Raw genomic sequence first — 14,715 nt, 5'->3', positions numbered from 1 at the left:
TTTTAACGATTGTTATGCCGGAGATAAGTAACACTGCTGCATATAAGTGTTCATCGCTTTTAATACGTTGGTGCGGTTAATAGTACCAACCACTCTACCGCCATTAACTACTGGATAAATTTTAGGTTTTGCACCCAACATTTGCTCGGCTAATTCTAAAATACTTTCATCCGGTGAAACGGTTAATACAGGGCTTTTCATGCAGTCAGACACTGTACTTGTCATGTCGCAGTGATAACTGCTTTTTAGCATGACAGCTAAACAGTCTTGCTGCGATAAAAATCCAACTAATTCACCGCTAGCACTAACAACTGGCGCACCACTTTTATTACTCTTTAATAATTGCTCAACCGCTATTGCAAGAGACATGTTAGCGGTTAATAAAACTGGATGTCTATCCATATGATCGTTAATTTTTATCGAATCCATATTACCCCCAAAGCACAAATAAGTAGCGTCTAATAACGTCGCATTTGTTTTGTTACTGAACCTCAGCTCTGGTTAGGAGATGAATAAACAACCATGATTTTATCAATCACTCCAAACCATACATTCAAACTTAACACTTGTGCTAATAACTTGTACTAATAGCTTGTGCTAACAGCTAGGTCAATTTACAGGTCAATAGTTGGTGTATTGCAAGTAAATTTGAGGTTATCGGTACAAAGAGCTGTTTAAAATGCATTTATTATCCAGAGTTGAGGCTACTTGTTAAGTTTAGTCAAAATTACTCAACTGGAAAGTAAATTTAATCGATTAGCTTAATCGCCTATGTTACTAAAACTTCATCTTTTATTGGGTTGATTATTTATCGCGCCATATCTTCACGTTTACAGCATGTCCTTGTGTACGACTTGCGCGGTACATACCACTGGTATTAAATGGCATTGCTACATTGCCTTGGTTATCAATAGCGATAACTCCGCCGGTTCCACCAGCGTTAAACAGTGTTTGATTTATCACTTCATCAGCAGCCTGATTAATGCCTAGTTGTTGATATTTAACTTTGGCACATATGTCTGCAGCAACATGGTAGCGAATAAAATATTCGCCATGGCCTGTTGCCGATACCGCACACACGCCGTTTTCAGCATAAGTACCTGCACCAATCACGGGCGAATCACCAATACGACCAAAGCGTTTCGCCGTCATTCCGCCGGTTGACGTGCCAGCCGCTAAGTTCCCTTTTTTATCAAGCGCAACAGCGCCAACTGTGCCGTATTTATAATGCTCCTTTAAGTGGTTAACCGACGCTTGATAATCACCACCGTTAGCTTGTTCGGCCTTCATAATACTGGCTTTGGCATCAAGCAATTGTGAATAACGATGCGCGCTATCAAAATGACTATTAGGCACTAAGTCAAATTGCTGGGTTAAGGCAAACTCCTCTGCCCCATCGCCATACAACATGACATGGGGAGATTTATGCATGACGGATATTGCTAAATCAATCGGATTTTTAATGTGTTTTACCCCAGCAACGGCACCTGCATTCATGGTATTACCGTCCATAATTGAGGCATCAAGCTCGTGACCGCCATCAAAGGTATACACTGCGCCAACGCCAGCATTAAATAATGGGCTATTCTCTAAAATGTTAATGGCGGCTTTAACCGCATCAACACTGTCGCCTCCCTGCTCTAATACCTTATAGCCGCTGTTAACCGCTTCTGTCAGCTTATCTCGGTATGCTTGTTGTTGTGCTTCGGTCAAATTTTCAGGATTAATGGTGCCAGCACCACCATGAATAGCAATGGTGATCGGGCTTTGTTCTTGAGCGAGTAGGCTATTAGCGCTAAGGCCTAAACATAGGGCAAAGGTTAAATATAATTTATTCATGATCGGCAAGTCCTTGATACACGTATATCTTTGTAACCATTTATCTGACTTATTACAATGATATTGTTGCGACTTTTCGTCTTTATAGCGACAATAGTAACTTAATTATGGTGATACACATCACCCGCACCACTTTTGGAAAGTTTGCCTAATTTGTGCACTAAACGATTTACATTCAGTCAGTTAATTGTTTTTTCTTTGGCTCTATTCATGTCAGGCGTTGTGCTGGCAGAAAATAGCTGGCTAAACGTGAAAATTGAAGGGGTAAACAAAAAGCTTGAGAATAACATTATTGCCCATTTGGGCACCCTTCCTGAATCTGACGTGCAGCGCAGAGCCTTTTTATTTACCGTCGATGACAATACACAAGATGCTTTAGAATCAATGGGCTATTATCACGGAATAGTTGACATAGATATAAAAGAAACTGATTCAGGTCCTTGGGAGCTTAATCTCAATATCGTCACCGGTGATCCGGTAATTATTCAGTGGGTGGACATCAACTTTACAGGTGAAATGCTTCAAGATGATAGGTTTGCATTATGGTTAAACAGCCTCAAAATTAAGCCAGGTGATACGCTCAACCATGGTGTTTATGAAGCATTAAAATCGCAATTAGTGACCTTAGCCTTGGCTCGGGGGTATTTCGATGGTCATTACACTAAGTCTGAAATCAGCATTAATCGAGACATCAATACCGCACAAATCAACTTGCAATTTGACTCAGGTAAACGCTATTTATTTGGGGATGTTACTTTTGAAGGAAACACCTTAAACGATGATGTCATCGACGCGTTAATCCCGTTTGAAGCAGATGCCCCCTATGCTACCCAGCAATTAACTGAATTTAACCGCAACCTACTGGATACGGGCTACTTTAGTAACATTAAAGTATTGCCTCAAGTGGACAAAATCAGTGATGGCTTAATCCCGATCAAAGTGGAATTAAGCCCAAGACCAAGCCACCTGATTGAAGTGGGTTTAGGTGCAGACATAGGCAACAGCACCGATGACACTTTTGAACCAAGAGTGAGATTAACTTGGCGAACACCGCAAATAAACCGTTATGGCCATTTTCAAGAAACCAGTGCTGAGTGGTCACCAGATCGGCCTAAAATTTTAACCACATACACCATTCCGCTCAGTCATCCACTAGATGATCAACTAAAGGTAAAATTAGGCATACTGCGTGACACTTACGGGGTAACACAAGATTATGATGAAGAAAGTCGCTCGTTCGACAACACAGGTCAATTAGAATCTAAAAAATACTTGATAGGCCTTTCAAGACAAAAACGATCTAAAAGTAACTGGTTATACGGCTACTCTGTTGAGTCTATTCGCGAATTTTATGAGCAAGAAGACACAGACTATGATCCACGTTTTTATTTAATGGGCTATAACCTAACTCAAACTATACGCGGCGATAATACGTTAGATCCCAAATCGGGCTTTAGGCAAACATACAGTCTGGAATATGCCGACCCATCATTGGGGTCAACCATTCGATTAGCGCGTTTACAGGCACGCTTCAAATGGATTGAAACACTATTTGATAACCATCGCTTTGTTGCACGCGTGGACTTAGGCGCCAATATCGCTGACGAAGATGACATAAGTTTAATTCCGCCGTCGCTACGCTACTTTGCCGGTGGCGATCAAAGCATTCGAGGCTACAGCTACCAGGAACTGGGTCCTTACATCGACTACACCAACAGTGATGATGGCTTGTCACGCCAGGTGGTCGGTGGTCGTTACTTAGCCGTGGGCAGCATAGAATACCAGTACTATCTCACTCCAACCTGGCGGGTCGCTAGCTTTGTTGACGCAGGTAATGCCTTTGATACCGGCCAACTTGAACCCGTGGTTTCTGTTGGTGGAGGCGTACATTGGATTTCACCAATTGGCCCAATCAAGCTTGACCTCGGTTTTGGTTTAAAAGAAACCGAAACTGTCGCACGTTCATACCGTTTCCATTTAACGATGGGGACTGATTTATGATAGATAAGTCGCAACAACAAACTGAACATTCAAGCCTCGAGCAACCTGCCCCAAAGCAGCCTGCTCCATTGAGTCTTGGTGTAAAAATGTGGCGCAGCTTTAAGCTTTACACCCGCATTCTAATTTATGTGCCATTAATTATGTTAATGCTATTTGCCGTGTCTATCGGCACGCCTTTTGGCAGTAAAGTGACAGTATTTTTGGTTGATAAATTTGTTAGCAATGTCAGTGCCCAATATCAATCGGGTACGCTGAACAGTGCGCTTAAATTACACCAATTGTCTTGGCAAATGGACGGGATCGAGGTTTATGCTAAAAATGTAGAACTTGACTGGGTACCTAGCTGCCTTATTAATAAGCAGGTTTGCGTGTCAAACCTATCAGCGAGTCAAGTCAATGTCGATATTGTTACTGAACAGATCCCAACCAGCGAGATTGATACTCCTCACCTAGATGAACCAACAAATGAAAAACCACAAGAACTAATACTGCCTATCAGTATTAGCGTTAACAAGGCAACGCTTGACCAGGTCGATGTAACTGTTAATGACATGAGTTATCACGCTGACCAACTTGCAACAGAAGCCATTTGGAATGACAGTGGTTTGCACGTTGAGTTCCTAACAAGCCAGGGGTTAATCGTTAATATCCCCATAAATGATGATAACGCCAGTGATACACCTCAGTCACAAGACAGTGAATGGCCTCTGGCAAAGTTACCGCAAGTTTTCATGCCTTTTCCAATCAAGGTTAAGCAATTTGAGGCAACCAATAGCCAACTCAATATTGGCCAGCGCCAAGATAATTTTAGCCACATCATCCTGGCAGCGAGCTTTAATCAATATCAACTGGGTATTACTCAACTCGACATTACACATGACTATGGTAATGCCAATATTATTGGTGATATTGCCTTTGTCGAACACTACCCACTTACCTTGAAACTCCAAGCAAACATAGATCAAGTTACTGAGCTGCCTGGGTTAACGAAGCAATCTTTAAGGCTTGAATTAACACAAGATTTAAGCCTGCTCAATATCATCGCGTTAGCAAAAGGCAAAAATCGTTTTAAGTTAGCGTCTACAATTAATCTCACCACTGAGCAACTTAATTACCAGGTTACCCTTGAAGACACATACATACAGTGGCCGCTGCAAAAACCCGACTATATTGCTCAAATTAAACAATTAAACAGTAAAGGTAATCTAAACGACTTAGTGGCTAAATTTGAGGGTCAACTCACTACGCCTTTTCATCCTAATCTAAACATTGTGGCCGATATTAATAATCGCCAACAAAAGCTGACCGTTAACAAGCTTAATATTCAATCTATTGCAGGTAACATCGATCTTGATGGGCAACTGTCTTACAAAAATAACCTTGTTTGGCAAGCCAACGTCAGCACAGATAACATTCAATTACAGCATATTGACTATCTCACCCAATTTAACCCGGTTAAAAGTAAATTCAGCGGTACGTTTAGCAGCCAAGGGAATGTGGGTGATAAAAAGTGGAAAGTCGCTATAGATAAAGCCAATTTAACCGGTAGGTTGAATGGCTACCCATTAAATTTACAAGGCCACATCGAGGTCAATCAGGCCCTAGCAATTAATGCAGATAACCTTCAAGCGAATGCCCTAGGCGCTAATTTACTGATAAATGGCACCGCTGACACCATATGGGATATCGACGCTGAGTTAAACGTACCAGATTTAAGCCAATGGCTAGCTGGCGGACGGGGTAATATTTTCGCAAAAGTCGATGTGAACGGCACGAGCGCAAACCCAATAGTCGATGTTGACGCGCAAATCAATAAACTCAGCTATAACGGCAGTAAAATAGACAGCATGACGCTGCTAGCAAACTATCGTCCATTTGAACAACACAGTTATCGAGTTGAGCTTAAAAACAACCTACTATTTTGGAACAACAACAAGCTCAGTGAATTAACCCTGCTCAGTGAAGGCGACCAACTCAAGCAACAAACTTCATTAACAACCTTGGGCGACTTAATACTAAATGCTGAGCTGCTCAGTAATAGTAATCTCGAGAAACAACAGTTTAATGGGCAGTTTACCCAACTCAGCCTGCAAAATGTACTCGGCATATGGCGACAAGACACACCCATCAAGTTCAATTGGGACCAGATTAAACAGCGCGGTAACCTTAGTCGTTTTTGTTTAGTGCACCCACACAACACACTGTGTTTAGTAAACGAGGTCAATTTAGGGAGCACAGGCCAAGCCAATATCAGCTTTAGTGGTAATCCTGGGCAATTATTTGCACCTGTGTTATCCAAAAAACTGAATTGGAATGGCCAAGCTGCCTTAACAAGCCAGGTGAATTGGAATAAAGGAAAAAAACCAACAGCAGATTTACAATTTACCTTAATGCCGGGCAACATCACCTTAACCAGAGCGAAAACGAAACCTGTTAGCATTGACTATCAACAATTGCTATTTCATGCCTCTCTCGATGAAAAACAGGTTACCAGCACCTTAAGTTTTGACTCAGCAGGGATCGCCAATTGGCAAAGCCAGCTCAGTGTTAACATTACACCAGACCGGACCCTGCAAGGTGATATTAATATAAATGAATTAAACCTCGCCCCCTTTGGTGAGTTTTTCCCACGGCTAGCGACTCTAGAAGGCATATTGTCTAGCCGATTAACGCTAGCAGGATCGTTAATGGATCCAAGTGTGTCAGGCAACATCAAACTCAGTGACGGGGCATTTGCGCTGTCAAAAAATCCAACCCTAATTGACAAGCTGTATTTATCATTAGCCCTTGAAGGCCAACAAGGACAACTCAATGGCCAATGGCACATGGGCGATGGCCAAGTTGTCGCTCAAGGCACGCTCGCCTGGCCACAAGGTCAATTTAGTGGAGATATAGACGTAAAAGGCAGTGACCTGGCCGTTATCCAACCTCCGTTGGCCATTTTGAATGTTTCTCCCGATCTTAACATGACGTTCGACCGACAACAGTTTGCAGTTAAAGGTAAAGTGAACATACCGTCAGGCCAAATTAAAATAGTCCCCTTAGCCGAAGGCGGTGTCGCAGTATCAAATGACGTGGTTTTTAATGATTCAATTTCTGAACAAGTTGTCAAAACTAGTCCGTATGCCGTTATTGCCGATATTAATGTTAATGTAGGTAAAAACCTCACCATCGATGGCATGGGCTTGCAAGGTAAGCTTGAAGGTAACCTCGTATTGAAACAACAGGCCTTTAAACCGCCCATGTTGTTTGGTGACATCAAAGTAAACAAAGGCACCTATAAATTTATGGGGCAAACGCTAACCATTGACAAAGGTGAAGTGCAATTTGTAGGGCCAGTAGAAGCGCCTAACCTCAACATTGAAGCAACAAAAGACATTAAAGATGAAGATATTACCGCAGGTGTGAGAGTCACCGGAACGCCAATGCGTCCAGCGGTAACCTTGTTTTCAAGCCCGACCAAAGAACAGGCAGAAGTCCTCTCTTATATCTTAACTGGGAAAGGGTTTACCTCAACGTCAAATGATCAAAGTAACTCGCTCATGATGGGAGCCGCCTTAAGCCTAGGTGCACAATTTGATGGCGGCGCCATGAGTAGCATAGGCAATACAGCAACGGGCTTAATTGAAAAATTTGGTTTTTCTAATGTGCAACTCGACACAAACGATGATGGTAAAGTCGCTGTTAGTGGTTATATTGGCGACGATCTTATGATTAAGTATGGCGTTGGGGTATTTAACCCAGGGTATGAAATGACCGTACGCTATTATTTATTATCACAACTGTATCTTGAGAGTGTATCAAGTACCTTGAGCCAGTCATTAGATATCTACTACAGTTTCGAAATCGACTAGGTTCTAGGCTCCGCCCTCAGATATTTTTATTGGGGATCCAGGTGCTACTTAAGGTTTTAGCCTAAATTTAAGACACAAAAAAAGCGCCCTTAGGCGCTTTTTTTCAAATTAGCGATTAAGCAAATTTGAAGTCAACGTGTTCAATCATTGGCTTGAATGCGTGACGTTGAACAGCTTGTACACGTACTTTAACTTCTTTACCATCTACAACGATAGTTAAATCAGAAGTGTAGAAATCATCGTTTAATTGGATGTTGATGATATCTTTGTGTGCAAACTTGATAGAAACAGGCTCTTGACCAGCACCATAGATCACTGCAGGAACTTGACCAGCATGACGTAGGCGGCGGCTCGAACCTTTCCCGATTTCAGTGCGGGTTTGTGCGTTAATTGTGTAAGACATTAGTCACTCACTTAATAAATAATAAAGTATGAAGGCGTCATTGTTTTCGACCAACAATGACTCAAATAAAGCGCGCGGATGTTACCACAGCAACAACTATCTCACAAGCAAATCTGTGTTTAATTAACCCCAGCGCCTAACCGGGCCACAATCAATATGCACAAAGCCATCTCTTGGGTAAAACCCTACACCACCTAACTTTAATGACTCAGCGGCATCACGAAGATTTTTAGTGCTTACGCCTGGAATAGCAATGTCCATCGCCATTCCCTTCATGTGGTAGCTTTTCTTAGCAACACCTTTACTTTTAGATGCCAACATATGATTGGTTTTTGGTGAACGATAAGCTGAAATAACATGAATTTCGTCTTGATTATCTAAGGTAAGCTGTAATTTATGCAGATATTCAAATAATCGCTTATCAATAGGAGCCGCTACATTTTGGCGATGATCACGTAATACCTGGTTAAATTCTGATAAGGTTTCGGCTTGATATTGCCCATCAACCCAAAAACTGCCTTGGCTTCTTTCACCTGTGTGTCGATTATAAAAGTGAAGATTTTTAACGCCATGAGTCGAACGGCTGGCTTGTGCGGTATTAGGTAACATGGTTGCGACAGCAACACCACTTAGCCCTAATAATATTTGTCTACGAGTTAGACACTCAATTGTCATTTTTACACCACTTAACATTATTCGTTTACATAACATATCGAGTTAAAACCCGATTTCGTCATCACAATAGCAACCAAGCTATTGTTGTTTTTTTACCCAATTGACAAGTAAATTAAACATTAATGGCTAAAAATGCAAGTAAGGTTATTTGTGATGGGATAATAAACAAAGACAAAACTCGAAGACGTGATATGGCTCAGATGGTTAGACATTAATAGCAAATGATTAACTTTTATTCATCAAAGCCAGTTTATTCAATTAGCGGGTAATCGTAATCGCTATTGCACAATCGCCTGTGGGCGCATTTTTTGGCTTAGTAAGTTAGCAGGAGCCACTGGGCTTAATTGGTAAATATCATGACGATACTGAGCAATATGCGCATCATCTACCCAGGCACGCCAGTACACCATATGTACCGGTAATGTACCCGATAACGCAAACCATTGAGTGGTCGTGTAATCTTTTTGTAAACGATGCCAGGTACGCTTATCAATCACTAATTGCTTCGCAAACCAGTCGGCCAACTGTTGTACTTTTTCAATTCGCACACAACCAGATGACAAATCTCTGTCAGCCTTCGCAAACAATGATTTTGTTGGTGTATCATGCAAATAGATGCTTTGATCATTATTAAAATGAAATTTATAACGGCCTAAAGCATTATCGCCGCCGGGACGCTGCACGACACGATAAGGAAAACGACCAGCGGCCTCCACCTGCCATTGCTGAGGCGTTTTAATCACTAAGTTGCCATCAAAATCAAACACATCAAAATGCCTATCTTTAAAGTAATGACCATTTACTTTAACTTGCGGCAAAATATCATGACGTAAAAGTTGCCGTGGTACTGTCCAGGTTGGGTTGATGATCACATTAGATATTTGACCTGTCATGAGTGGTGTTTGCCTAGCGGGTTTACCCACAATGACTTTCGACGCCAGCACAACTTCATCATTATCAACTAACACCATTTGAAAAGCCGGAATATTAATCAATAAATAAGGTTGTGGTAATTGACTTAGGTAAGTGGTTTTCTCAACAAAACTTTTTGCGAGCAGTGTTGCACGCTGCTGGGGTGTTTGATTTAGCCAAAATAAGGTTTTAGGGCCTATAACAGCATCTGATGTTAAACCATGTCGTGACTGAAAACGTTTTACGCTCTGGGCTAAAGTGTCTTGGTACACTAACTCATCTGCAAGATATTCATTCGCATCTCCCAGCAGCCATAAACGTTGACTGATTTGTTTAATACTAGGATGCACATCCCCAGGACGAAGTAACCCTTCAGGAGCAATGGTTGGCCATGTTTGTGTTTCAGCTAACCACATTAATTTTCGTAGATAATTAACCACGCCAAGATAATCGGTGACGGCGGGCTCTAATGCGATATTTTTTGCGACCACAGACGCATTTTCGTCTAAGGTATCAAATGCTAATGGAACCTGTTTTTGTTGCCAAAATGACGCGACACTGCGCTGAATAATATCAATGTATTCCAATTGTTCGGCCGCCGACCCAGTCTGCAATATGGTTAAATATTGCGCCCGCTGTGCTGTAGGTTCTGCAAGGTATTGCAACTGTAAATGTTGAATGAGGTTGTCATACTGAGTGGTGTTGTCTGCAAATACGCATGAGGATATACAAAGCAATAAAATGCCCATAACACTCGCTTGTCTTGGTCGTGTAAATTGACTCAGCATGCTGCACTCCATCACCTTCGACACCTTTATATTGTCACGTTTACCATCACAGTGAAATGGCAGAAACATTTTCACAACAAAAGTTAATACCAAAGGGTTACTTTAGCGTTCAACAAATACCCATCTACTTAAAAAATAGTCGTTTAACATGAATTTATCTACAGACAACTTTCAACACTGATCCCTAATTGCTATAACGGGCGCCCAACGCAGTCAAGCAGTAGAAACGTTATGAATAAAAAGCAACTCATTCAATCCATGGCCCATAAAATGGATATCTCACAAACTGTAGCAAGGCGACAACTTGAGCAAATTTTACAGGTTATTCATCAAGGTTTATCAGAAGGCGAAAAAATTTACATCCCCCAATTTGGTACATTTGAATTACGCTTCCATTTACCCAAAATAGGCCGTAATCCACAAACAGGTGAAACCATAGAAATAGAAGGGTTTAACCAACCCAGTTTTAAAGCTTCGCCAAGTTTAAAACAAATATTGAATAATAATACGGCCTGATTGACCATCACAGGCTCTGTTCATCTGGCAACAAAAACGGCTTATCCCCAGTGCGACAAGCCGTTTTCAAAGACCATCTTGATAAATGTTACATCGCAGTAAAATCATCCAATAAAATCACACCAAATGGAGCTCCGCCACCCACATTATCGACAGCAGCAACAGCATAGACGCCACTCGCGTCTAATGTGACCTCTAAAGGCCCAATTGCAACTGTTTTAGTGCCAGCTACAGTCACACTAATGTTATAAGTACCAGGGGTTACACTAAGGCTGCCAGATGATGCTTTAAAAGGTACGCTAGATAACACAGGTGTAGCGTCTGTAATGTCTGCGGTGTCTGTTAAATAAACATCAACTTCAGGCGCTGAATAAGCAGCATGAACAACCGATAGTTTCGCCTCAGTAGCAACTCGGCGAGTCAGCTCATCTAAAACAAGAGGTTCGATGGCATTATCTGTTAATGAGCCAACGGCAAGCACACTGTAGCTTTTAGCTAATGCGAGTGACACCGATGCAGCATCAATAACGACAACATCATTGTCAGCGTCTGCGGCTACAGTCACAGTGTGTGAACCTTCAAAGACATTGACATAATTTGTTGCATTGCCAAATGACAACATATCTACAGCAGGCTCTGTGGCGTCATCAAGAAACACATCAACCGCCGGTGCATCAGCCACAGCATGAACGACTCTTATATCGCTGCCACTATTAACATCATTTACAATCACTTCAGCATCAGCAAGCGCAACATGCAGTGCCACTGGGGCGTCACCAGACCACGTATTGGGGATCGCACTGATAAAGTAATCCGTCATGTCACTTAATGCTATCGTGCCTGAGTCATAAACAACATCTTTCAAACCTGATGCCGTAATGCGCACTTGATAATCCCCTGCGGGCACTTCTAACTGAGTACTGACATGCATGTAATTTGCAGAAACCGTAGGGCTGGCCGCGCTAATATCATCACCAGGCGCGGTAACATATACATCAACAAGGTCAACTGAAGGCGCGGCATGCAGTACTTGCACTCTGGCATAACCAGCTGCAATGTCAGCAACCGGATTACTGACAAGTTTTAATGATAACGTCTCATCAGCCACTTTCCCCAGTGCAATGGCCGTATATTCCATATCCGGCTCTGCCATTAAGGAAGTGTTAAGTACAGTCAACGTTGTACCATCAGCTAAAATGGCATCTACATCGATGTCGTATGATGCTGATGTCACCTCAAGTAAACCACTGGACATCGCATAATCGACACCAGAAAGTACTTGGTTACCATCAATAGATACATTGACCATAGGGGCATCACTACCAGCATGAATCACTCTTAATTGGGAGTAATTCATCATAGGCTCGGTGACCACTTTGTCATCATCGTCAGAACAAGCTGTTAAACCGATCAGCGATAAACACACTGCAATTGGGTAAATCCGTTTCATGTTAGTAACTCCTCATATAATGTTATGACGAATTGCTATACGGCTTGAATTTTTTATCGGTTCAAAATATCAGCAACTTTTTACTGCAATGGTTTTGATAAACCTCGACGACTAATGTTAAATCTAAGCGCAAGGAACTTAGTAATTAATGGTACCCGAGGCCAGACTATTCTCGTAACGAACAGTGGCACGCTTGCTGTTCTACCAGAGCACGAGGGGCTTAGATATTGAACTTTAAACGTTAAAACTAAAGATAAAACCAAAATTACAGATATAAAAAAGCCCCAACTAATTAATGTTGAGGCTATTTTACACAATACTTGCGTATGTAATTTCTTACTATAAGAATGGTACCCGAGGCCAGACTATTCTCGTAACGAAGAGTGGCACGCTTGCTGTTCTACCAGAACCCGAGGGACTTAGAAATTGAACTTTAAACGTTAAAGCTAACGATAAGACCCAAATTACAGATATAAAAAAGCCCCAACTAATGTTGAGGCTTTTTTACACCACTCTCTATTACTAGAGATTATAATGGTACCCGAGGCCAGACTTGAACTGGCACGCTTATTCAGCGAGGGATTTTAAATCCCTTGTGTCTACCGATTCCACCACTCGGGCAAAACTTTTCGTGTTTTGATATCAAATATCAATGCACTAAATTCAGTGTTTTAGCGGGTTAAACTAGGTCGTTTTTCGCGTCCCGTTTAACTTGGTGCATACTTTACTGATTTTTTTAGGCCAAGCAACAAAAATATTATCTCGAGCTAACTGAACGCTTTAAAATTCGTCAATTTGTTTTAAATTAGAACAAAGTGAGTGAGTTAACAACAAGGTCACGCTTAAAAAACCTCATACCATTAATTTGCTCTAACGGGTGTGAGCCCTTTACTGCGATTAGTCACTGCATCTTCAATATCAAAGCCTGCTTCAGACCATACCTGCGCTTCTTCAACGTTAAACGATTCTTTTGCCCAAATCGTTGCGGTATCTAAACTAAAGTTAGCTTGAACCCACCCGTTTGCCTCGGTTGCATCAAAACCACGCACTCGCCAGTTTTGAGCCTGAGTGGCATCAAAACCAATTGATTTCCATTGGCTAATTTCGCGCTCAGACATCCCTTCCCAATTCGGTGCTGATGCACAACCTACAACTAATGTTACTAACAAACCAGCAAACAGTTTTTTCATCTTGTCTAATCACTCTCAACAATACCCTAGCCTCATACAGAAGCTATACGGTAAAACCTAAATTAATGGTTCCGATCATATCTGAGTTTAGGCTTTAAACAAGTGGGATTACAGAGATTTAATCTCTCATTATTAGCCAATAAAAAAGGCCACTTTCGTGACCTTTTAAAAAATATCGACATCAAGTGATTAGTCACGTTGACGTGTAGGTTTTCCGTGGTTTGAACCCACTTTATGCTTACGAACAGCGCGGCGGATTTTAGCACTTTTTACTTTAGAACGGGCAACACTGTGTTTGTCAGTACCAAGCAGTGAACGAGTTTCTGGTTCAAGGCCGGCAAGTTGACGCAAATAATTGACTTGCTCAATAGGCAATTCAATCCAGCCACCGCGAGGTAACGTTTTTGGAAGCTCAACTTGGCCGTAACGCACACGGATCAAACGGCTTACTTGCACGTCTTGTGATTCCCACAAACGACGCACTTCACGGTTACGTCCTTCACGTAGGGTCACATGCCACCACTGGTTAATACCTTCACCACCAGCGGCTTTAATGGTATCAAATTGCGCTGGACCATCTTCTAAGGTTACACCTGTACGCAAGCGCTGCACTGCCGCTTCTGGTACTTCACCAAAAGTACGCACCGCGTATTCACGTTCAACTTCATTAGATGGATGCATCAAACGATTGGCTAATTCACCGTCACAGGTAAATAGCAATAAACCTGATGTATTGATGTCTAAACGGCCAACGGCCACCCAACGGGCATCACGCACTTTAGGTAAGCGTTCAAACACAGTTGTTCTGCCTTCAGGATCTTTGCGAGAACAAATTTCACCTTCTGGTTTATGGTAAGCCAGCACACGACACACAATATCGTCAGCTGACTTTAATGAAACTGCACGACCGTCAATGCGTATTTTGGCATCAGCCTCTACACGATCACCTAAACCGGCAATTTCACCGTCTACACTAACTCGGCCTGCAGCAATCCATGCCTCCATCTCACGACGGGAGCCATGGCCTGCACGGGCCAAGACTTTCTGCAATTTTTCACTCATTAGCGGGGACTCTTTAAGAAATTCT

General features: G+C 42.0%; 11 protein-coding genes and 1 tRNA gene. 3 read left to right on the top strand and 9 right to left on the bottom strand.

All coding sequences use genetic code 11. The features are described 5' to 3' along the window. Positions 1–12: 12 nt before the first annotated feature. Together IEW93_RS04755 and IEW93_RS04750 are read right to left on the bottom strand one after the other, a co-directional pair. The gene (locus tag IEW93_RS04755; RefSeq protein ID WP_188737460.1) at positions 13–429 is read right to left on the bottom strand and encodes a CBS domain-containing protein; all 417 of its coding nucleotides are present in this window, start codon (positions 427–429) and stop codon (positions 13–15) included. A 375-nt stretch (positions 430–804) separates the two neighbouring features. Then, complete coding sequence (locus IEW93_RS04750) at positions 805–1,839, bottom strand: isoaspartyl peptidase/L-asparaginase family protein (protein WP_188737457.1); 1,035 nt, start codon at positions 1,837–1,839, stop codon at positions 805–807. A 210-nt stretch (positions 1,840–2,049) separates the two neighbouring features. Between IEW93_RS04750 and IEW93_RS04745 the strand changes: the two genes are divergently transcribed. Together IEW93_RS04745 and tamB are read left to right on the top strand one after the other, a co-directional pair. Next, positions 2,050–3,840 carry an autotransporter assembly complex protein TamA gene (locus tag IEW93_RS04745; protein ID WP_188737455.1) on the top strand — a complete coding sequence of 597 codons (1,791 nt, stop codon included), beginning with the start codon at positions 2,050–2,052 and terminating at the stop codon, positions 3,838–3,840. After that, positions 3,837–7,694: an autotransporter assembly complex protein TamB gene (gene tamB / locus IEW93_RS04740; protein WP_188737453.1), complete on the top strand. Its 3,858-nt coding sequence runs from the start codon at positions 3,837–3,839 to the stop codon at positions 7,692–7,694. The genes IEW93_RS04745 and tamB overlap by 4 nt, the downstream gene beginning before the upstream one ends. A gap of 115 nt (positions 7,695–7,809) precedes the next feature. On the opposite strand, the gene rplY is transcribed toward tamB, so the two are convergent. The 3 genes from rplY to IEW93_RS04725 all read right to left on the bottom strand — a co-directional run bounded on the left by rplY (position 7,810) and on the right by IEW93_RS04725 (position 10,472). After that, complete coding sequence (rplY, locus tag IEW93_RS04735) at positions 7,810–8,097, bottom strand: 50S ribosomal protein L25 (protein ID WP_188737451.1); 288 nt, start codon at positions 8,095–8,097, stop codon at positions 7,810–7,812. 123 nt (positions 8,098–8,220) lie between these two features. Next, the gene (gene mepK / locus IEW93_RS04730) at positions 8,221–8,772 is read right to left on the bottom strand and encodes a peptidoglycan L,D-endopeptidase MepK (protein ID WP_188737448.1); all 552 of its coding nucleotides are present in this window, start codon (positions 8,770–8,772) and stop codon (positions 8,221–8,223) included. Positions 8,773–9,050: 278 nt separating this feature from the next. Further along, positions 9,051–10,472 (bottom strand): L,D-transpeptidase family protein, encoded by a 1,422-nt coding sequence (locus IEW93_RS04725; protein ID WP_188737446.1) that lies wholly within the window; start codon positions 10,470–10,472, stop codon positions 9,051–9,053. Positions 10,473–10,703: 231 nt separating this feature from the next. On the opposite strand from IEW93_RS04725, the gene IEW93_RS04720 reads away from it, so the two are divergent. After that, complete coding sequence (locus IEW93_RS04720) at positions 10,704–10,988, top strand: HU family DNA-binding protein (RefSeq protein WP_188737444.1); 285 nt, start codon at positions 10,704–10,706, stop codon at positions 10,986–10,988. An 88-nt stretch (positions 10,989–11,076) separates the two neighbouring features. Here the strand turns inward: IEW93_RS04720 and IEW93_RS04715 are convergent, their stop codons facing one another. The 4 genes from IEW93_RS04715 to rluB form a co-directional block, all read right to left on the bottom strand. Beyond that, a complete protein-coding gene (locus IEW93_RS04715; RefSeq protein ID WP_188737442.1) occupies positions 11,077–12,438 on the bottom strand; it encodes a DUF4397 domain-containing protein in 1,362 nt (453 codons plus the stop codon). Between the two features lie 535 nt (positions 12,439–12,973). Beyond that, positions 12,974–13,059: transfer RNA gene (locus IEW93_RS04710), tRNA-Leu, on the bottom strand. Positions 13,060–13,298: 239 nt separating this feature from the next. After that, entirely contained in the window at positions 13,299–13,628 is a 330-nt protein-coding gene (locus IEW93_RS04705) for a hypothetical protein (RefSeq protein WP_188737440.1), read from the bottom strand. A gap of 189 nt (positions 13,629–13,817) precedes the next feature. After that, a complete protein-coding gene (rluB, locus tag IEW93_RS04700) occupies positions 13,818–14,690 on the bottom strand; it encodes a 23S rRNA pseudouridine(2605) synthase RluB (RefSeq protein WP_188737438.1) in 873 nt (290 codons plus the stop codon). Between the last annotated feature and the right edge of the window lie 25 nt (positions 14,691–14,715).

Source organism: Shewanella inventionis, assembly GCF_014641855.1.
GTDB lineage: Bacteria > Pseudomonadota > Gammaproteobacteria > Enterobacterales > Shewanellaceae > Shewanella > Shewanella inventionis.
Note: the sequence above shows the minus strand (reverse complement) of the source record. Positions and strands in the feature narration are given on the sequence as shown.

Bases quoted from the DNA above. Each gene is read 5' to 3' on its own strand.
- IEW93_RS04755 (WP_188737460.1), bottom strand. From the start codon at position 429: ATGGATTCGATAAAAATTAACGATCATATGGATAGACATCCAGTTTTA.
- IEW93_RS04750 (WP_188737457.1), bottom strand. From the start codon at position 1,839: ATGAATAAATTATATTTAACCTTTGCCCTATGTTTAGGCCTTAGCGCT.
- IEW93_RS04745 (WP_188737455.1), top strand. From the start codon at position 2,050: ATGTCAGGCGTTGTGCTGGCAGAAAATAGCTGGCTAAACGTGAAAATT.
- tamB (WP_188737453.1), top strand. From the start codon at position 3,837: ATGATAGATAAGTCGCAACAACAAACTGAACATTCAAGCCTCGAGCAA.
- rplY (WP_188737451.1), bottom strand. From the start codon at position 8,097: ATGTCTTACACAATTAACGCACAAACCCGCACTGAAATCGGGAAAGGT.
- mepK (WP_188737448.1), bottom strand. From the start codon at position 8,772: ATGACAATTGAGTGTCTAACTCGTAGACAAATATTATTAGGGCTAAGT.
- IEW93_RS04725 (WP_188737446.1), bottom strand. From the start codon at position 10,472: ATGCTGAGTCAATTTACACGACCAAGACAAGCGAGTGTTATGGGCATT.
- IEW93_RS04720 (WP_188737444.1), top strand. From the start codon at position 10,704: ATGAATAAAAAGCAACTCATTCAATCCATGGCCCATAAAATGGATATC.
- IEW93_RS04715 (WP_188737442.1), bottom strand. From the start codon at position 12,438: ATGAAACGGATTTACCCAATTGCAGTGTGTTTATCGCTGATCGGTTTA.
- IEW93_RS04705 (WP_188737440.1), bottom strand. From the start codon at position 13,628: ATGAAAAAACTGTTTGCTGGTTTGTTAGTAACATTAGTTGTAGGTTGT.
- rluB (WP_188737438.1), bottom strand. From the start codon at position 14,690: ATGAGTGAAAAATTGCAGAAAGTCTTGGCCCGTGCAGGCCATGGCTCC.